General features: G+C 36.9%; 16 protein-coding genes and 1 tRNA gene. 5 read left to right on the top strand and 12 right to left on the bottom strand.

Translation table 11 applies throughout. The features are described 5' to 3' along the window. Window positions 1–143 precede the first annotated feature (143 nt). The 3 genes from EV200_RS20140 to EV200_RS20130 form a co-directional block, all read right to left on the bottom strand. Window positions 144–551 carry a DUF983 domain-containing protein gene (locus EV200_RS20140; RefSeq protein ID WP_132535952.1) on the bottom strand — a complete coding sequence of 136 codons (408 nt, stop codon included), beginning with the start codon at window positions 549–551 and terminating at the stop codon, window positions 144–146. A gap of 97 nt (window positions 552–648) precedes the next feature. Further along, window positions 649–1,233 (bottom strand): Crp/Fnr family transcriptional regulator, encoded by a 585-nt coding sequence (locus EV200_RS20135; RefSeq protein WP_132535950.1) that lies wholly within the window; start codon window positions 1,231–1,233, stop codon window positions 649–651. Window positions 1,234–1,254: 21 nt separating this feature from the next. Then, window positions 1,255–2,241 (bottom strand): D-alanine--D-alanine ligase, encoded by a 987-nt coding sequence (locus EV200_RS20130; RefSeq protein ID WP_132535948.1) that lies wholly within the window; start codon window positions 2,239–2,241, stop codon window positions 1,255–1,257. A gap of 212 nt (window positions 2,242–2,453) precedes the next feature. Here EV200_RS20130 and EV200_RS20125 point away from each other — a divergent pair, with 212 nt between their 5' ends. The 5 genes from EV200_RS20125 (at window position 2,454) to EV200_RS20105 (ending at window position 5,883) form a co-directional block, all read left to right on the top strand. After that, window positions 2,454–3,224 carry a PASTA domain-containing protein gene (locus EV200_RS20125; protein ID WP_132535946.1) on the top strand — a complete coding sequence of 257 codons (771 nt, stop codon included), beginning with the start codon at window positions 2,454–2,456 and terminating at the stop codon, window positions 3,222–3,224. A 15-nt stretch (window positions 3,225–3,239) separates the two neighbouring features. Continuing rightward, window positions 3,240–4,295 (top strand): endolytic transglycosylase MltG, encoded by a 1,056-nt coding sequence (mltG, locus tag EV200_RS20120; RefSeq protein ID WP_132535944.1) that lies wholly within the window; start codon window positions 3,240–3,242, stop codon window positions 4,293–4,295. Continuing rightward, the gene (locus tag EV200_RS20115; protein WP_132535942.1) at window positions 4,295–4,708 is read left to right on the top strand and encodes an acyl-CoA thioesterase; all 414 of its coding nucleotides are present in this window, start codon (window positions 4,295–4,297) and stop codon (window positions 4,706–4,708) included. Before mltG ends, EV200_RS20115 begins: the two co-directional genes overlap by 1 nt. Before the next feature lie 4 nt (window positions 4,709–4,712). Further along, window positions 4,713–5,702, top strand: a complete 990-nt coding sequence (locus EV200_RS20110) for a YihY/virulence factor BrkB family protein (RefSeq protein ID WP_132535940.1) — start codon at window positions 4,713–4,715, stop codon at window positions 5,700–5,702. 94 nt (window positions 5,703–5,796) lie between these two features. Continuing rightward, a tRNA-Ser gene (locus EV200_RS20105) sits at window positions 5,797–5,883 on the top strand. A gap of 531 nt (window positions 5,884–6,414) precedes the next feature. On the opposite strand, the gene EV200_RS20100 is transcribed toward EV200_RS20105, so the two are convergent. The 9 genes from EV200_RS20100 to EV200_RS20060 form a co-directional block, all read right to left on the bottom strand. Beyond that, window positions 6,415–7,209: an immunity 22 family protein gene (locus EV200_RS20100; protein WP_132535938.1), complete on the bottom strand. Its 795-nt coding sequence runs from the start codon at window positions 7,207–7,209 to the stop codon at window positions 6,415–6,417. Window positions 7,210–7,428: 219 nt separating this feature from the next. After that, window positions 7,429–7,965, bottom strand: coding sequence for a hypothetical protein (locus tag EV200_RS20095; protein WP_165877987.1), 537 nt, complete (start codon window positions 7,963–7,965; stop codon window positions 7,429–7,431). A gap of 178 nt (window positions 7,966–8,143) precedes the next feature. Further along, the gene (locus tag EV200_RS20090; RefSeq protein ID WP_132535934.1) at window positions 8,144–8,662 is read right to left on the bottom strand and encodes an SMI1/KNR4 family protein; all 519 of its coding nucleotides are present in this window, start codon (window positions 8,660–8,662) and stop codon (window positions 8,144–8,146) included. 207 nt (window positions 8,663–8,869) lie between these two features. Then, a complete protein-coding gene (locus EV200_RS20085; RefSeq protein ID WP_132535932.1) occupies window positions 8,870–9,484 on the bottom strand; it encodes a hypothetical protein in 615 nt (204 codons plus the stop codon). A gap of 127 nt (window positions 9,485–9,611) precedes the next feature. Next, complete coding sequence (locus tag EV200_RS20080) at window positions 9,612–10,211, bottom strand: hypothetical protein (RefSeq protein ID WP_132535930.1); 600 nt, start codon at window positions 10,209–10,211, stop codon at window positions 9,612–9,614. A gap of 97 nt (window positions 10,212–10,308) precedes the next feature. Next, window positions 10,309–11,229, bottom strand: coding sequence for a hypothetical protein (locus EV200_RS20075; protein WP_132535928.1), 921 nt, complete (start codon window positions 11,227–11,229; stop codon window positions 10,309–10,311). 6 nt (window positions 11,230–11,235) lie between these two features. Next, window positions 11,236–15,813 (bottom strand): RHS repeat-associated core domain-containing protein, encoded by a 4,578-nt coding sequence (locus EV200_RS20070; protein ID WP_132535926.1) that lies wholly within the window; start codon window positions 15,811–15,813, stop codon window positions 11,236–11,238. A gap of 71 nt (window positions 15,814–15,884) precedes the next feature. Beyond that, window positions 15,885–17,168 carry a tetratricopeptide repeat protein gene (locus EV200_RS20065; protein WP_132535924.1) on the bottom strand — a complete coding sequence of 428 codons (1,284 nt, stop codon included), beginning with the start codon at window positions 17,166–17,168 and terminating at the stop codon, window positions 15,885–15,887. Window positions 17,169–17,186: 18 nt separating this feature from the next. Continuing rightward, a complete protein-coding gene (locus tag EV200_RS20060; RefSeq protein WP_132535922.1) occupies window positions 17,187–19,004 on the bottom strand; it encodes a type VI secretion system Vgr family protein in 1,818 nt (605 codons plus the stop codon). Window positions 19,005–19,051 lie beyond the last annotated feature (47 nt).

Here is a 19,051-nt window from a genome sequence, read left to right as displayed (position 1 = left end):
CTTCGATGATTGTGCGCTTGAATTGTTCACTGAATTCTTGAATCTCTTTTTTCATAAGTCTACATTTTTATGTAAACCTATTTTAGGACAAGACACTTAACTCCCCTCACACCAGCCAACAAAGCTTCGTAAGTTGGATCTATCTAAACCTTATGAATTAAATCTCCACTACCTGGTACATAATGCAAGCCTGGCGTTAAATAATGTAATAAAATCACTCTTGAATATCGGTAATTAATCGGTGAACAAAGCAATACACCAAAAAGGATCAGGCTAACGTAATACCAAAGATTTTCATAAATTAAAGGCAAACCTAAAACATAAGAGGCTACCCCAATGGTAATAATTTCTGCTACGTTCATGGCATAACTCACAAACATCGCTACATAGAAAAAGCCAGGTTCACGTTCAAATTTCAGATTGCAATGCGGACAATTGATATTTGTTTTTTGTAATTTATAGGAATAAGCGCTCCCTGTGAAGATATCGCCTTTACGGCAACGTGGGCATTTACATTGGATAAAGGCTTGAAAACTTGTTAAATCTGCCATAATTGTATTGTTTAATAATGCAAATTTATCACTAAAACAATCAGTACTTTATGATCTGCATCATATTTAGAAACCAATATTGTATTGATCGTCCTTATTACTTTACACGTACAATCTTGCCTCGTACCATCGAAATTTCTTCCTTTGAGGAAAGCAACTTAACTCCTCGAATCACGGTTTCTACCCTTAAACCGGTCATGTCTGCAAGTTCCTGCCGGGTAACTTTGAGCTGCTCTCCCACTTTTACTTCAGCTAGTAAATAGTTAATAATGGTGAGCAAGCGATGTTCAGCTTTTTCGTTGGCAAGTTCTTCCAGCATCATCGATTTATAGAATAAGCGCTTGCTCAGTGTTTTAATAATCGACATGCTAAAGCCGGGTTCATTTTCTATTAAACCAAAAAAGTCATTCTTACTCACCTGTATAATCTGCGAATCCTTATTGATAATGGTGAAAGCCAGGTAAGGTCGATCAATCAGTAATGCAGGTTCACCGAAATACTGACCTGCTTTAAATACACCCTGAATAAATTCTTTACCTTCATCACTAATGGTCACCATCCGCACTTCACCCAATTTAATGAAGTAAACATATCGGGGTTGCATGCCCGGCTCATAAACGATGGCATCTTTGTGAAAGGTTTTCACGGCAAAGCCTTTATCAATAAGCTTTTGGATTTCCATCAAACAATATCAAAATTTAGATTAACCAATGGTTTCTTTTAACAGACTGGTATAAAATTCTTTCAAGGTAATACCCATCGCCGCAACCTGCTGTGGAATGAAACTGGTAGCCGTTTGTCCCGGGATGGTATTAATCTCGATGAAATAAAAGTTTCCGGTTTCATGTTCCAGAAAATAATCGATACGAACAACTCCCCTACAATTTAATTTCGTGTAAACCGCTTTAATAATTTCATGAACCCTTTCGTATTCTTCCTCATTCATATTTCCAGGCGTAATTTCTTCAGCGGCACCCGGTGTATATTTAGCTTCAAAATCAAAAAACTCATTAGCTGGAATCACTTCTGTCGTTGGTAATACGGTTACCACACCTTTAGCACTGAATACTCCAATAGAAAACTCTCTTCCACTAACAAATTCCTCTATCAGTACTTGTGGGTCTTCCTTAAAAGCTTTCTCTAAAGCAGCTTCAAGTTCATCTGCTTGTTTAACTTTAGTCATGCCGATGCTGCTACCGCCACTATTTGGCTTCACAAAATATGGCAATTTTAAATCTTGTTTAATCTGGTTAATATCATAATTGCCACCTTTAAAAATCTGAACAGATTTAGCGGTGTACAAATGATCAATATCATTTACAATGGCTTTTGTATATCCTTTGTTCATGGTTATGGCAGAGGTTAAAGCATTGCAGGTGGTGTAAGGAATATGTAGCATATCAAAATACCCCTGTAATTTACCATCTTCACCAGGAGAACCATGAATGGCAATAAATACACCATCAAATTTTATCCTTCTTCCTTCAATAGTTAAGGAAAAATCATTCCTGTCGATTTCAATTTTAACAGAATCAGCCGGCTCATAAAACCAGCCATGATCATTGAGCATAATTTTATAAACATCATATAATTCTGCATCTATATGATGCGCTATCGTAGCTGCACTTTTTACAGAAACCACCCATTCGCCTGTGGTACCGCCTGTTAGCAAGGCAATCGTTTTCTTCATGTAGAAATCCTTAAGTATAAATTGAAATTGATTCTAAATATATCCTCAAAAATATAAATATCTTTGTGCAAAGTTTAATTATTAATGAATTGAATGGTTTATGAAATAATGGATTTAATGGTGTGATTATTGCTTTCGAAACGCCGAAAATGATTCATTCGTCCATTAATGATTACATTTGATTTGTACGCAAACCCCAGAATTTAATATTCATGTCTAAATTTATAGCATATTTAAAAACAAAATCATTCAGGACTAACATTTTAGCAGCACTTTTAACGGTAGTTGGCCTTTTGCTCATTGCCTTTTTTAGTCTTCGCTATTATACCAAACATGGCCAGGGCCTGAATGTTCCTTTGGTGAAAGGTTTATCATTTGAACAAGCGGTAAGTAAATTGGAAGATGCTAGATTAAAATATGAGGTCGATTCAGTTTTTATTATGGACCAGCCAGCCGGGATTGTTATTGATCAGGACCCGGATCCGAATACATTTGTTAAAGATAACCGAACCATTTATTTAACTATCAATGCGGGTAAAGTCCCGAACACAAAATTCCCTGATATCGCTTTCAAAACCTTGCGTGAGGCACAGGCCATTATCGAAAGTTCTAGATTGAAATTAGGTGATACCACTTACAAACCTGATGTGAGCCGTGATGTTGTGCTGGAAGCTACTTTTGGCGGACAGCCTATTCAGCCGGGAGATATTATTCCTGTTGGATCAAGAATTAACCTCGTTCTGGGTGATGGACGTGGCAGTGAGGAAGTTGATATTCCACAATTAACTGGCTTAACTGTTGACGAAGCTAAATTTAGCTTAAAGGGTTCTAACCTGAGTTTAGGCAATATTCTTTACGAAGGAGATATCACTGATAGTGCCAATGCCGTAATTACCAAACAAGATCCTATGCCGGTAGATTCTTTAACAAAAGTGGCCATCGGAACTAAAATCAATATTACATTATCCAATAAGCAACCATAAACGCACATCAATAAAATGACTGAAATAGAAAAAAAGAAGATGAGTACCGGAAAAAAGATAACACTAATTATTGTTGCCGCTATTGTGCTGGTTGCTGCATATTTTGCACTCAATTTTTATAAGGTATACTTCTCTCCTAACGTTACTGAAAATCAGAAGTATTTATACATTAAAACAGGAAGCAATTATGATCAGTTGGTTGCTGAGATGAAAAAGAAGGATATCTTAAAAAGCGTTTCCTCTTTTACCGAAGCAGCAGAAAAAATGAAACTGGCAGCCAATTTAAAACCTGGCCGTTATCGCTTACAGAAAGGCATGACCAACCGCACTTTGGTTAACCTGATTAAAGCAGGTAATCAAGATCCGGTAAAGCTTAAGTTTCAAAACATCAGGAAAAAAGAAAATTTTGCAGCTTATTTAGCCAGTAATCTGGAAGCAGATTCATTAAGCTTTATTAATGTGTTAGATTCTACCGATCTGATTACCAAATATGGTTTTAATCAGGATAATATTTATACCATGTTTATTCCGAATACTTATGAAATGTATTGGAATGTTTCTCCGGTTGATTTTTTTGAACGGATGCATAAAGAGTATGATAAGTTCTGGACAGCTGAACGGAAGCAGAAGGCAGCCAGCCTAAATCTTACTCCATCACAGGTATATATCTTAGCTTCTATTGTAGATGCAGAAGCACTGTATGATAAAGAAATGCCTGTCATCGCAGGTTTATATCTAAACCGATTGAATAAGGGGATTTTGTTACAGGCAGATCCAACGGTAATTTTTGCCAATAATGATTTTACTGTAAAACGGGTAACCGGAAAATTATTGCAGGTACAATCTTTATACAACACTTACAAATATGCAGGCTTACCTCCTGGACCTATTATGATGCCAAGTATTAATGCCATTGATGCCGTATTAAACCGAGAGCAAAACAATTACATTTATATGTGTGCTAAAGAAGATTTTTCGGGTTACCATAATTTTGCCGAGACGAAGGCACAACACGAAATTAACGCGAAAAAATATCGTGAAGCATTAAACAAAAAAAATATTTTCAGATAATGTTCGTACATGAAACAAAAGTAAAGGTTCGCTATGCAGAAACCGATCAGATGGGCATAGTACATCATGCCAATTATGCACTTTATTACGAAATTGCGAGGACAGAATGTTTTGAGGCATCCTCGGGCATTACCTATGAATCTATGGAGGCTGCTGGTGTAATGCTCCCTCTGTTAGAACTACAATCTAAATTTTTAAAACCTGCATTTTATAACCAGGTTTTAACCGTTAAATGTCTGGTAAAAGAATTACCTACCGTTCGTTTAAATGTAGAATATGAAATTTACAACGAAGCAGAGCAGTTGATCAACATCGGTAAAACCGTTCTGGTCTTTGTAGATAAACAGACCAGAAAACCATGTCAGCCACCTAAAAATTTTATGGATGGCGTTAAACCTCATTTTACCACATAATTGAATGGAATGGTTACACCGGCAGTTATTACATCTTGGCATCTACTCGAGGTTTATTGAGTGGACGAAGAGTTGTGTACTGCCTGGTTTTAGTCCTTTGCCTTTATATACCGTGGCTACCTTCTTTTTTAAAGAGATTGGTAAAGACACACTGGTGAATAAATCATCTTCCCTGGCTTATAGTTTTATGCTGGCCGTCTTTCCGGGGATTATATTCTTATTTACCCTGATTCCCTTTATTCCGATCAAAGGTTTCCAGGATCAGTTATTAAGTTTAATTGAACTTGTTTTGCCTCACACAGCCTATGAGGCTTTTGAATCTACGTTGAATGATATTGTGAAAAATCAGAATACGGGATTATTATCTTTCGGTTTTCTATCTGCTATATTCTTTGCCACTAACGGAGTAAAAAACCTAATGAAGGCTTTCAATAAATCATCACTAATTATCGAAACCCGGGGTTGGATTAAACAGAGATTAATTGCCCTGGCTTTAACTGTATTCATCTGTCTTTCTATTATTGCCTGTATTACGGCCATGGCTTTAAGTGAGGTATTGCTGAAATACATTAAGGATGAACTTCATTTAAAGGCAAGTTTAGCTGTTTACGCCATTCAGTTTACCCGCTGGGCTTTACTGGCAACTTTATACTTTATTACTATTTCCATCTTGTACCGCTATGGCCCATCTCATGCAAAAAAATGGAAATTATTCAGTGCGGGTTCCTGGCTGGCTACCATTTTAGCATTCATCACCATCTGGGGATTTTCTTTCTACATCAACCACTTTGGTTCTTATAATAAGGTTTATGGTTCCATTGGTACCCTGATTGTAGTGATGATCTGGTTGTATTTGAATTCTTTTATTTTGTTAATAGGTTTTGAGCTGAATGCCAGTGTAGATGTGAGCAAGCGTAGCGTTAAAATTATACGGCCTACATTTAATCTTTTCAAAAAAAGCGATCCTATCGACGAAAACTTCCAAAAGAAATAATTTTTTCTTCCTCTGTGTTAAGCAATTATCAACTTAATATAAAAAAAACGTCACCGTAGTTTGCAGATTTAGCCGGAGTTTGTACTTTTGCAGCGGAGAGTTGGCAGAGTGGTCGATTGCGGCAGTCTTGAAAACTGTTGACTTGTTAAAGGGTCCGCGGGTTCGAATCCCCCACTCTCCGCATAAGGAGAATAACTTCTCAAACTCATAGGGTTGCTCGATTTCGAGCAACCCTATTTGCTTTAATAACAATATGTTACATTTTAGATCTGGATTAACCGAAGGTGTTCTAAACATCCGATTTTTATATGTGAGACCTTCTTTGAACACCTCTCTAATCATTGCATGTTTCTGCCCAAGCTGTGCATCCATATATACCTGATGCAGGTTCAACATATACGGCAGAACCAATAAATCCAGTTGGATATTGTCTAGCCCCTATAAATTTCCTTAATGATCTTTTAATCTATTTACAATTGGCTTTACTTTTAGTAGTCCTATATTCAGTGATTTTGCCCAACCCTGTTATACTTTTATCCTGGGAGGTTCATATGATATAATACCCGGTCTTTATTTTTCAAGAAGTTTAGGCTTCGACACCATGCTCTCTCTTAGTATCTAACAAACCGCCTAATTCTTTTCAAAAAAACATATTCCAAAGCAAAATTAGAAGTCTTTTAACATCACAAAATATCTGAATATCGCTTTACAGTTATTCATTTTCTAAAAAGCTCCCAATGTAAATTAAACCATATTCATTTTTATCAATTTCGAAATATTGATCGGATATCACTTCCAACATCAAATTCGTAGTTGAATTAACACCTAACTCATCTGCCTTCAATATCATTTTTTCAGCAATATTATAATCTTCTACATTGGTTATTATTATTTCATCAACCTTTTCTTTATTATCAGTATAATAATAATTAACCTTTTGAATAGCCTTTTTTTTAATCCCCAGGATTTCCGCAATATTATCTTTTAATAATTCTTTATCTCCCTCTAGAGAATTCAGGATTTCTGATGGTATCGCATCTTTTCCTAGCCATAGATAATGCGTAATTAAACTTACTTTATCATCAGTATCTGATAAGCCTGCTATTTCCCCAAGGTATATGATTTTTTTTGTCTGAGAAGCATCTTTTTGAGTTAAATCGTGATTTTCATAAGCAATTAGGACATTAGTATTTTCGATCTCATGTTTTTCGCACAATTTTAAAAACTCAGAGGTATCTCCTGGAATATCATTCAACATCATATTGATCTTCTGAGGCTTATGATAATATTTTAATACAATAAAATCTTCATCGTAATTGTCTACACCTATTTCTTTACAAAATTGACATCTGAGTTCCGGATCAGGCTCTTGATCATCGTCTTCTTTTCCAGTCGGTGGCTCATTATCATAAATGGACCAAGCCTTAAAATAGGATTCCTGACTAAAGTATTCCTCAAAAGCCACTTTTGATTCAAAATTTCCTACCCAAATATGTAATTCCGCCATTTCATTTTATACATTAAAGACAACCAAAAAATATAACACAGCTCCTCCATTTCTCAAAAATCTAGACACCATAATTTCCTTTGACAGCTGAGTTAGACATTATTTACGCTCTCTTATCTAACAAGTTTTTTAATCTTACCTCGAGAAAAATTTCCATATCAGCTTTAATAATTCATCCATTCTGTACTTTTTGATAAAAATAAAAATGATGCATGTACTTTAAATAAATAGCTTTAGAGCGGGCTCTTCTAATTGCCCTTTCAATACCAAGACGTATTTTTCGAAAAACTCTTCTAATGAATTAGCCAATGTGACGGTATCTTCATATTCAGGTTTGTTTCCTGTAACTATTTGCCCTTTATCTTCTCCGTTTAGAACAATTGCAACATACGCATAATCGCTTTTAACAGACATCATGAATGGTAAATGGTCGTTCCAAAATTTGATTACATCTTTTTTCTCCTGCCCATCTGAATATTCGAGGCTTTGTAATTCAAATTCATTCCATGAAAATCCCTCTCCATTATTCTCTTTAAGATAATCTTTTATTGAAATAAACCATATATTATCTTCAGCATTGGCAAGGAGATCAAAATATTCTACAAATTCAAGAAATGAGCTAGGAGTTTTAGACAGCCTTTCCTTTACCATATCTTGAGCTGTGGCAGTATTTATCTTCACTTGAGTTTCTTCAAATCGCCAATTACACGCTATAAGGATATTAGTAAATTTTATATGATTCACGACAATTGGCATTTGAAAAAATAATTTTTTATTATATGGCGATACCTTGTATACTAAAATTAATTATTTCTATGATATTATAAACAGTCTAATTGATATTTAGCTGATAACTTCCTGTATTGTTATTATTCAAAGTATAATCAAATTGTTTTTGATCAAGTAATTCTAATCTTAGGCCTTCGATCGAACATCAAAAGCATTTATAAGGATATTTCAAATAGAAATCATCACTAATCTTTTCTAAACTACTAACGAATAATTCTTGAATCTCTATTGGCAAATTATCCTCATGATCATCTAGTTGTTCTTCAAGCTCCCGAAACAAAAAAGCGGCCTGAAGAAATACGAGAAAATCAATATTAAAATCTAGAAATTCGTCAATAGACTCATATTCTCCATTATTGTGATCGTAAAACAAAATAGTTGATTTTTCTATATTAATAAACCATTCATCTCCCTGTCCACTTCGTCCAATTATCCAAATCTTATCGTATAGTTCTGGATAATCTTTCTCAATATATTTATTTTCATTGAGAACATCTTCATAGCCAAATATTTCTATGTCAGGTGTGATTTCCAGCCCTTTGTATTCTGATAAAAATTTTAAATATATCGGTTCTGATACAGGTACCTTATTTAGATCTTTGATTTTATTTATCCTACCGTTAAATTCTTCAAAAATTGAAACTGAATTCTTTTTTTCGAACATATTAATTTAAATGCATTTTCCTTTAACAGCGTTTGCGTTATATTTACTTATTCTCTCTTTTCTAGCTAGCTCTTAATCTGCCTTCGAGAAAGATTTTAGCCTTAGGTTTTAATCAATTCAGCCATTTTGCAAACTCTTTTTACTATTTATGAAGCCAGTAGTCACTTTTAGAACCTCCCCTCATAGTCATCAAATTTTGCGAAAAGTTTATTTTCTAAATTTAACTCTTTCAATAAATTTAGAAAAAAGACTATAAATGGCATCATTTATATCTAGCTGGTAAATTCCTAGTTCGCCATTAGTCAAACTATAATCCAATTGTTTTTGATCAGAACATGCTAAATGATCAACCTTGAATCTGCCCCATGGATTTTGCTTAATCAAAATGATTTCATCTTCATCACCTGTAACAGCCAAGGAATCAATTAATTCATATTTTTCATTTTGTTTATAAATATCTAATTCTTTAAATCTACCTTCTTCAAAGAATAATTGAAACTTATCCATTTCATCCTGATCAATAACTGAAAGATTTAAACTAGAAATTACTTTAAAAACTAGATTATCAATTTCATTTTGGCTTTCTAATTTAAAGATGGTTTCTTTGTTTCTATAAGAAGATTTAAAGGATAAATTTGAAAAAATTTCATCTACAATAATGTCAAAAATCTCTTTTAAACAAGGCTCTCCATGTGGATTCTCATCTAAATGAAATTTTCTTATATTTAGATCGTAAACAAATTTAAGGTCTGCAATCAAACACAGTTCCTTTACTTTTGGTTCATAAGTTATACCTGAGATTTTCGGTTTGATAATTTTCATTAAGATTAAACTCGCAATTAACGACTAACAACTATATCAATTGTCTTTCAACCAATTTTAAATACTTCTTTTTTCTATCTAATCTAGTGTAATCACTTTTTTTAACAGCTATATTATCCCATAAGGGTTATTTTTTAAGTCTAAGCATATTTTCAATGATCTTATATACCACCGGACTCAGATTAAATTCAAAAAAGACATCTTTTCCCTCTGCAGTTATTAAAACCTTACCATTCTGAACTAATATATCATCAACTCTTTTTTTATTGTATTCGGGTTTATTTCTTATTAAATAGCAATTATTATTTTCGGATATAAGTCTCAATGAATCGATCAATTGATATTCTTTTGTCTTACTTACATATAAATGTGTGAGTACATCCTGTTCAAAGTATAAATCTACTTTATCCAAATCATGATCTGGGATAATAGATTCATTTAAATTAGTAATGATTTCGAAAGCATATTTACATGTATCAAAATCACTACTTAAGGTATAAGCAATTGCTTTGTTTTTATAATTAATATCGAATTCAATTTGCGTGAATGTCTCATTTACTTTGAAATTTCTAATATCTGTTAAACGGGATTCTCCGTCTGGATTCATGTCTAATTGAAATTGTCTTGTTTTAAAATTGTAACTAAATTTTACACCTGCATATAGGGTCAAATCTTCCATATTTGGGCTGTAAAAAAATAACGTGTCTTTTGCCTGTATATTTCTCATATTCAAACCAAAAATACATCAGCATATTGCTGTACATAATCATTATACAACCAATTTTTATTCTTATAAAATTCCATTGATTTATCTGATATCATTATTACCTAAACACAGCTTTAGATAACTTCTCAACGTCATGGTTTAACTCAACTGGTATATCAATATAAATAAAACGTAAAAATTTGTCAAGAAAAGGATGAGCAATAAAGCTATTATCTAATCCTTTATGCTTCCTCAATAGAAGAAGTGATATGATTTCTATTGGATAATATATCCAATGATTGATATGGAATGGATAGGTTAAATCTTCTGATTTGCTATGATTGAGATGAAAATCCGCTAATCTATAAACCCATTCAGAAACAATCGTGCTGTCTTCTGAAAATAAATTTTCTAGTGCCTTAACGTATGGCTGATCAATATCATCTTTGCAATACTTAAGTATTTTCTCCGAATAGTTAAAATTGTTTTCTTTTGCCAGATAATAAGCCAGATATAGAACATTATCCCTGCCATAACTACCATTCATAGGCCTTACGTTCTGGTTTCTTACAGATTCTCTAAAATCAAGTCCTCTAATCACAAAGGGTTCTATCAAATCGAGCTTCTCTGGGAAATAGGAAACAGCTAATATGTAAATTAATGCAATATCGGCATCTAGAAAAAGTATGCTAGTACTTTCAAGTTTTTTTGAGGCAAGTATGAAGGTCAATAAATCTAAATAATAGGCATTTAACAGCTGTTGGTAATTGACTAAAGTTGGCTTTTCCTCAAAGTCTATTATTGACTTTGCTATTTTTTCTGAAGAATAAGTTGAAAGAACGAGTTCTATACTTTCTATTACTATTTCTTCTTCTCCAAATACGACTTCTTTGTATTCAAAACTATCCTTTCCAGATTGAATAAAAGTATTTAAGTTTTCGGTGTTACGCTCATCATTTACAACATTATCCTCCAAAAATCTAGTTTTTAAAAATTCTTTATAATTTTTGATAATTTTTGAAATCTTTTTATCTATCATTATTATTTACCATTGAGATGTTAAAACTTTATCTAATTTGCCATTCTTAATAAATATATCCACAATTCTTGTATCTCCTAAATTGCTAGGATCTGCCATCTTTCTCGCTTCGGCTGCAGAAATTCCAAAACCGCCTTTTTGAGCTTTCTGAGGTCCAAGAATATCCTGTATAAAATCAGATGCATTACTTTGTCTTGCTGATATTGGACTAACTTTTCCTGTTGTATTTGTTTTAACTTCAAAAAAATCAAATTTACCATCATGACGTACTCCGACCAAATCAATACCATGATTAGCCCCATTTTGCACTGAAATAACTCCTTTATATTTCCCAGATAACTCGAGTTGATTCTTCGCCCAATTTTCTCCCCAATCACCAATGCGCTTTTGTCCGCATTCTAACCCAAAAATATCTATTTCAACATTTGAATCATACACATATCCATAAACTGTTGGATTACCTCCCATCAATCCAATAGGATCCTGACTTATATATCCTCCAATCTCCGGATCATAATACCTAAAACGGTTATAATACAATCCCGTTTCTGCATCTTCATATTGCCCCTGATACCTAAATGGCACAAAATCCCGATCGCCGCTAAGGTTACGTATTTTTCCATAAATATCAAGTTCAGCATCCCAAACTTTTTTACCGGCTTCATCATAAGCCTGTACGGGTGTACCCAAATAATCGCTAATGATGGAATAATACTGGCCATTAACGACTTTTGCGCTCGGTGTAAATTTATTCTGGTCGTAAACCCAGGTAATTAAATCTTCGCTTAAAGGTTCTGGCTTATCATAACTGAGCAGGCCGTCTTCATTAACCACCAAGTTAGGCCTTTCACTTAACGGATAATACCATTCATGGAGTAGCAAATTACCGTCCCATACATAACGATAAATCCTATCCTTAACAATTTTAGCCTTTCTTCTGCCCAAGGCATCATATTCAAAATAAATAATTTCGCCCTGTGGATTTTTAACCGCTTTCATCATGCCATTGGCTGCCCAGGCATAGGCCCAGTCGCCAGTTTTCCATTCTGGTAAATCGGGTGCGGCGTCTGGCAATATATCAAGTGCTTGCGCTTTCGGTATATCAGGATTGGCCATTTCCCAGTTTAGTTTTTTATCGAAAAGTCCGGGGTTTTCTATTTCTACGGTTTCGGCCTTTGCCAAACCAATAATGTTTCTTTTACTTTTTTGTACCAGGTTACCTTTGCTATCATAACGGTAATACCATTGGTCATCTTTAAGCAGCTTGCCTCCTTTGTCATAACGTCTGTCGCTTCGGTCGGCTGTTTTATATAGGTTCCCTGTAGCATCCGGATTTTTATAGATCGTTTGCCCGTCATCGCTATAAGTTGCTGATGATAAACTGCCAAAAGTATCGTAGCGGTAATTAACGATTCCTCCGCTAATGCTGTTCAGGCAGTTATTCAGCTTATCATTTGGTCCCCAGGCATATTGCTTAAATGCCGTAATGGAACGGCTGGCTTCCACCCTCTGGCTAATGGGATGTCCTTCATGGTCATAATCGAAAGTGGCCTTAACGCCACCGCTTAAACTTCGGCTGGTTTCCTGTCCGTTTTTATTTCGGCCAATGGCTGCTGTCCAGGCTTCCCCAACATTACCTTTGGCACTAATGCCATTGAGATAGCCATCTGCATTGTAATCATAATCAATCTGTGCACCCAGGCTGCTTTTTAGCCCAATAAGGTTATTAAAGACATCGTACTGATAGTTGATGTGGTACCCGTCCTGTGTTTCACGAGTTACCATACCCAAAGGGTTCCGGTTAAAATTAACTGATGAAAGTTCATTTTCTGCAGCAATCAGCAAACCTTGTTTGTTATATTGAAAGGCTTCGTAGGTACCATCTTCATACCTGCTGTAAACCAGCCTGCCACTTAAATCATAATTATGGTATATTGCCTTTCCATCGGCTTGTATGGTTTTAATTACCTGCCCATCCTGATTGCGAATGTATTCTTGTTCCTGCCCATCGAAACCAATTTCTTTGATTACATCATCATTGGCATCTCTTAAAAAAATATATTGCTCACCTTTTTCATTGGTAATGGCTTTTAAATTTTCCCATCTGTCATACGTAAAATGAAGCGTCTGAATATTTTTTCTGGATGGATAGCTGCTTCTGGTCTGGGTTTTAAGACTGCCCATCGGCGTGTAGTCCATGTGCCATTCTTCATTCCCATCGGTTGCATACACGGGCAAATCATAGGCATCGTATTTGAAGCTTAGCGCTTCTTCACCAAAGTCTTTTACCGCAACAATTCGCCCCATGTCGTCTCTTTCCCAGATGGTTCGTTGATAGGTATCAGGGCTAAAACTTATAATTCTCCCATAATCGTCATACTGCCAAGTTCTTCTGGTGCCTTCGCCTGAAACAGATTCAACCAGCTGGTTGAGGTCATTGTAGGCCCAACGGATTTCGTAGCCTTCATTATCAATGCAGTATGCTGGTAATTTCTGCCCATCGTTATAAAAGAAATCAACAACCCTTTCATCTTTCTGCACATGTTTAAGCAACTGGTTTTCATTGTTGTATAACCAGGTTTCATTTAAACCTGCAGGATCACTGCGAAGAATGAGGTTATTGTTTTCATCATATTTATAATGGTACTGCTCACCATCTGGGGTATGGTAGGTCGTAATATTTCCCTGTTCATCGTGCGCGTAGCCTACTACCCTTCCCTCCGGGCTGGCTATCATAGTTTCTTCGTTATGGCGGTTGTGCTCGTACCAGGTTTCGCCACCTAAAGCATCTACTTTTTTGTATACCAGGTCGTTTTCATCATAATAATAACGTTCTGTTTTACCATCACGATAATACACTTCATTATAACCTTCTTCAGGGAAATAATTTACAGATCCACTCATAAAACCGTCTTTACCCTCGGTATGAATCACACGACCTTCTGTATCATATTGCCAAAAATAGGCCATTCCATTTCGGTTGACCCTTTTGACTACACGGTTGTTCGTATCGTACTCAAAGCTGATGGCCTTACCTGTCTGATCATATACTTTCACCATATTCCCACGGTCGTCATATTCATAACTAACCAAAAGATCACTGGTGTTTTTATAGTGGTAGTAAACCGTGGTAATGGCTGTACCTGCTTGGTTGTGCTGCATTTCGAGTATGCGGCCAGAATTTTCCACCACCCGTTGGAGTAATTGACCTTGATATTGAAAAGATAGGATATTGCCGCTATGGTAATCAATCCGCATCACCCTATAAAAATCACCATCTGCTCCACCTGCAAAAAGCTGGTAAGTATAAATGTCCTGATTGATTGTCAACAACCAGGTTTGTTCATCAGGCCGCTCCATCCAGATCTGTTGTACACGGTCGTAATGCCTGCCTGTATAAGCTTCAATATAAGGTAATGGCATTACCATGTTTTCATCAGGATGGTTAAAGCCTACAATTCCCGCTTCCGGATCAGGATAAATATAGAGATCGTAATTGTTGTAAACCTGGTTGCCCAACATGCCCGCATGTGTTTTATCGCTACGCCATACGTTATTCCAGGCCAATGTATGGCCGCCTGGCAATTCAAAATCGCTCCACTCAAAAAACATGGCTCCTGTGACAAAATTAACAGGCTCCAAACCAAAATGGCAAAGCTTTTTTGACAAAGGGTTGGATCCAAACATTTTTTTAAGCACTTTATTTACCCCTCTTAGTGCAGCCTTGGATAGTGCCCCACCCAGTTTGGTGAGCCCCCTCATAATACCTATTGCTGCAAAGCGCATTATATATTCTGCAATTGTGTAATCGTGGGGAGCGAATTGACCGCCCACCAACACAGGTTTACCTGTATTGATCTGCACATACATGCTTAGCAAATCACTGTAAAAGGCAAAGTAGGCCAGTGGGTTTTTCTTTAGTTTTCCCGGTACGGTGGGCAAAGGCTTTAAGCCCATTGGCGGGCACCAGCAGGTAAGTACCTGGCCTGGGTTAGAGCCACTCATTTCTGAACCCTGGCCTTTAACGGTAGTGGAGCCCCAATATACTTCACCTTCATGTGGAGAGCCGGCTATGTTTACAATAAAATAAACCGGTAAAGAAGTAATGTGCCTGAATGGAAGCAAAACACCCATTACACTGGTGGTTGTAGTGGCTTTATGCCTGCCATGTACAAAAATTGAACCGCCCATTGGTATACTGGCCATACCAATTAAACCCTGTGCAAATTTTGGTACGGGAATATTAAAACGAAGGTAATCCATCGGATCGAACACCATTCCAATAAAAGGGTGTGGTAAAGGCAAGGGAATGATCCCGAAAGAAGGCGGAATGGGGATGGTTGTCCAGTGAAAATCGATGGCCAACACCACATCAAAATGTTTACTTACATGCTGTACGGCCGTATTTACCATGGATGGTTTTTTTGCCTTTAAAAGCTTTAACGAACTTTTTACAGCAGGTGGGTTACTCCCGGCAGCAACACTGCCACCAACTGCTTTTGGCTCTGCTTTGGTGATACTTGCAGACAGGCTAAGTGACCTATCGGTAGACATATTCGGTTTACTTGCTTTTATTTTTTTCATCCGTCAATTTTTGTTTCTCTGGTGCTGGCTTAATCTTCTTTTTAAGTACGATCGTTTCAACGCAGCAGTATTTACGACAATGGGCTGGCATGGTTCTTTGGTATCTCTGCGTCAGTCTTCCAGTCCGCACCAAAATCATCCTGCATTTCCAGATCCAGTTTTCTGCCCTCAGGACTTTCTTCCCCATATTTTTTCAGCATGATCAATGCTGTATATGCCATTGAACTTTGCCGCCTTTTTTCTATCGGCATTTTTTTTGCAATGGCCAGGCATTTCACATAATATTCCATAGCTTTAGCAGAGCCCGCCAATTTATTCTCCGAAAGCTGTCCTAATAAACGTGTACACTCCATTGCTATAAAATCATTTGGAATGATTTCCGCGATTTTAACTGCTTTCTCAAAATATTTCTTGGCTTCATCCTTTCCAGAATGTGCCAACAAAAAGCTTCCATAGCTCATGTGGATATGGGCACTTAGCAAAGTATTTTGTCCTGCCCGTGCTAATGCCAGCTCATATTGCTGCCTGGCTTCATTTTTTTTATTTTTAACGGCTAAACTCTGGGCCAGCATGATCCTTGCGGCCACCACTGCTTCATGTAGTCCTTGCTTTTGTGCAATCATAATGGCCCGTTCCAAAACCGCATTTGCCTGTTCGTGTTTGCCTTTGCTTAAATAATTACTGGCGACCAATATCTGTTGCTGATAATCGGACTCAGGATCACTTTTATCGCGGTTACTATGTGCCGCAGCATTCTGCATTAGCTGGCTTACATCAATATTGAGTCTAAATTCCGTTCCCTGCTTTAAATTTTTTAATGTGCGGTGCACATGATGCTCGGTATAAACCAGCTTGATATTATCTTGCTGCAGCGCAGTAATGCAACTGCTACATTCGTTAATCCATTGAGACAGTGCTTCTATATTATGAATGGTTGTTGGTGCCAGTTGTATATAGATTTTTTTAAACTTTAACTCTGGATAGAGCTTGCACAATTGCGCCAAAGCCGTAATGGGGAGGTAAGCGTCAGTATCATATTTTTTTAAACGATCAGCCTGATCCACATCCCATATCATGCCTGCACCAGTATCTTTCTGCCATAGTTGAAAGATCTCCTGCCATTCTTTAACTAAACTTTTGCCGTAATTATCTGCACTTTTAAATTCCTGGTAATGGAGCAAAAACATATCATTCGTCTTACTCTCTTCGGTTAACTGGTACTTAAAGTATGCTTCGAAAAGGTTCACTTCATGCCGCTCACCAAGACCAATAAAAAGATTCTCTGATGGATGTTTTCTGATTACCTGTTGCCATTGTTTGTCTATTTTAAAAAGTTCGAGTTGTATTGGGTTCATTTTAGCGGTAAATGGAAATTAGTTTAGATTAATCGTACCACTGCTGATATTGGTTACATTTTTGCCGCTCACATTAACTTTTTCTGATGTAAGGTTGGCTTCCGTTTCACCACTCATGGAAAGAGTTGTAGTGCCAATATCCAAAGTCTGCGATTCAATCGCAATACCTGAGGTAGGGGTTCCATCTTCTGGCCCAACACCTATGCCTATACTGGTAGAAGCTGAATTGCCGATATTTTCTCCGATGGTCAGAATGTCTTTTCCTTTAATAATGATCTTTCCGGTTTTATCCATAAAAATGCTGCTTTCACCACATTTTATATGGATAGATTCCTTGGTTTCAAAAACGGCCTTACCAGCGCCATCAAGTTCAATGAAATTACTGTCTTTATCTTTCATAATCATACCCGCTCCATCATCCATCGTTAAGGTATGTCCGCTTTTAGAGGTCAAGCTTTTGCTGTTGTTGCTTGCACTTCCACCAGAACCATTCTTGCCATGAAAAACTGAGCCCAGCACAATTGGGCGGGCAATGTTTCCTTCTTCAAAGCTAATGGCTACCTGGTCGCCAATTTCCGGGACAAATACAAAACCACGGTTTTTGCTCACTTTATCACTACTTCCGGCATCTGGCGTGATTACCCGCAGCCATTCTGTAACATCATTGGTTTTGCATTCCCATTTAAACTTCACTTTAATCCGGCCACTTCCCTGCGGATCTGCATTATCGATCACGTCGGCCAGTTGCATGTCCGGATTTGGCTTATCATAATTCTTCACCAGAATCCGTTCGGTATCAGCTACCACCCCTTCAAAAGTGTTGTGGTATTTCCCCGTTCCATCAAGGTTATGGGTAATACTGGTAATTAAAAACCGACCCAGGCTTTCGGTGGCAAAGGCAATCTCCTGCCTGATGCTCATGGTAATTTCAGCCAATGTGCCAATGCCAAGCTCGGCATTATCGCCACTGGCATTAACCTTTAACAGTTCACTGATGTGCGCTTTTTCTTCATTCTCTACATGGCTTTTAATGTCGCCACTGTTGTCAACCCTAATGAGCGAAGGCTGGTTAAAGGTTTTGCTATACATGGCATTAGAAGCCTGGATGGCATGTGCCAGATCGGGATTGCTATTCGTTTTGCCACTGCTTTCGCTTTGCAGCATTTCATCCTGCTTGGGATTATAGGCAAAACGTTTATTTTTAATAGGCGAAACCTCCATGGCATATTGCAGGTTATGCACATCCCGGCCATAAAATAAAGCGATATCTTTTTGTTCATCAGGCTTTCCGAAATTCAGTTGCTGACCATCATAATACAACCATTCGTGGTATTCTGCTGATAAGCGGTTCAAAAATTCCCAATCGCTTTCCTTGTACTGAATGAGGTAATCTATGTTGGACTGGCGGCTGGCATTCGCAACAATTTTCAAATCGTTCGCCGGGGTTTCATTAGTGGCCAGTTTGACAATTGTATTTAAGTCTTTATCCAGGTAGGAACCCAGGTCTTGGCCACGGTCTATTAAAATGGTTGGGCTATAGCCGCTTACAATTAACACACCGTGATAGCCATGGCTTTGTGCCAGTTCTACCCGGGTAACCAAACCTGAAAAATTTTGAAGCTGCTCCTGGGAATATCCAAAGGATGCGGTTAAGGTTTTGCCTACAAAACCGCGACTGTCATCCAGGTTAATTAAGCCCGGTGCTCCCATTTGATCATGGTTAAACCTCAGTTCAAAATAATGGTGACTGTTAAATTCCTGCTGAAGGCTGAAGGAGGCAAAATGGGTAATGGCCTTATCTTCTATATTAATTTCGGTAATGAGTTTTTGTTCCATATTTGTTTCAAGATTGGTGGCAACAAGAATGAGGAAACCCCAATTTT

The sequence above is a fragment of the Pedobacter psychrotolerans genome (assembly GCF_004340665.1).
GTDB lineage: Bacteria > Bacteroidota > Bacteroidia > Sphingobacteriales > Sphingobacteriaceae > Pedobacter > Pedobacter psychrotolerans.
Note: the sequence above shows the minus strand (reverse complement) of the source record. Positions and strands in the feature narration are given on the sequence as shown.

Coding starts and splice junctions, on each gene's coding strand:
- EV200_RS20140 (WP_132535952.1), bottom strand. CDS start 551: ATGGCAGATTTAACAAGTTTTCAAGCCTTTATCCAATGTAAATGCCCA.
- EV200_RS20135 (WP_132535950.1), bottom strand. CDS start 1,233: ATGGAAATCCAAAAGCTTATTGATAAAGGCTTTGCCGTGAAAACCTTT.
- EV200_RS20130 (WP_132535948.1), bottom strand. CDS start 2,241: ATGAAGAAAACGATTGCCTTGCTAACAGGCGGTACCACAGGCGAATGG.
- EV200_RS20125 (WP_132535946.1), top strand. CDS start 2,454: ATGTCTAAATTTATAGCATATTTAAAAACAAAATCATTCAGGACTAAC.
- mltG (WP_132535944.1), top strand. CDS start 3,240: ATGACTGAAATAGAAAAAAAGAAGATGAGTACCGGAAAAAAGATAACA.
- EV200_RS20115 (WP_132535942.1), top strand. CDS start 4,295: ATGTTCGTACATGAAACAAAAGTAAAGGTTCGCTATGCAGAAACCGAT.
- EV200_RS20110 (WP_132535940.1), top strand. CDS start 4,713: ATGGAATGGTTACACCGGCAGTTATTACATCTTGGCATCTACTCGAGG.
- EV200_RS20100 (WP_132535938.1), bottom strand. CDS start 7,209: ATGGCGGAATTACATATTTGGGTAGGAAATTTTGAATCAAAAGTGGCT.
- EV200_RS20095 (WP_165877987.1), bottom strand. CDS start 7,965: ATGCCAATTGTCGTGAATCATATAAAATTTACTAATATCCTTATAGCG.
- EV200_RS20090 (WP_132535934.1), bottom strand. CDS start 8,662: ATGTTCGAAAAAAAGAATTCAGTTTCAATTTTTGAAGAATTTAACGGT.
- EV200_RS20085 (WP_132535932.1), bottom strand. CDS start 9,484: ATGAAAATTATCAAACCGAAAATCTCAGGTATAACTTATGAACCAAAA.
- EV200_RS20080 (WP_132535930.1), bottom strand. CDS start 10,211: ATGAGAAATATACAGGCAAAAGACACGTTATTTTTTTACAGCCCAAAT.
- EV200_RS20075 (WP_132535928.1), bottom strand. CDS start 11,229: ATGATAGATAAAAAGATTTCAAAAATTATCAAAAATTATAAAGAATTT.
- EV200_RS20070 (WP_132535926.1), bottom strand. CDS start 15,813: ATGAAAAAAATAAAAGCAAGTAAACCGAATATGTCTACCGATAGGTCA.
- EV200_RS20065 (WP_132535924.1), bottom strand. CDS start 17,168: ATGAACCCAATACAACTCGAACTTTTTAAAATAGACAAACAATGGCAA.
- EV200_RS20060 (WP_132535922.1), bottom strand. CDS start 19,004: ATGGAACAAAAACTCATTACCGAAATTAATATAGAAGATAAGGCCATT.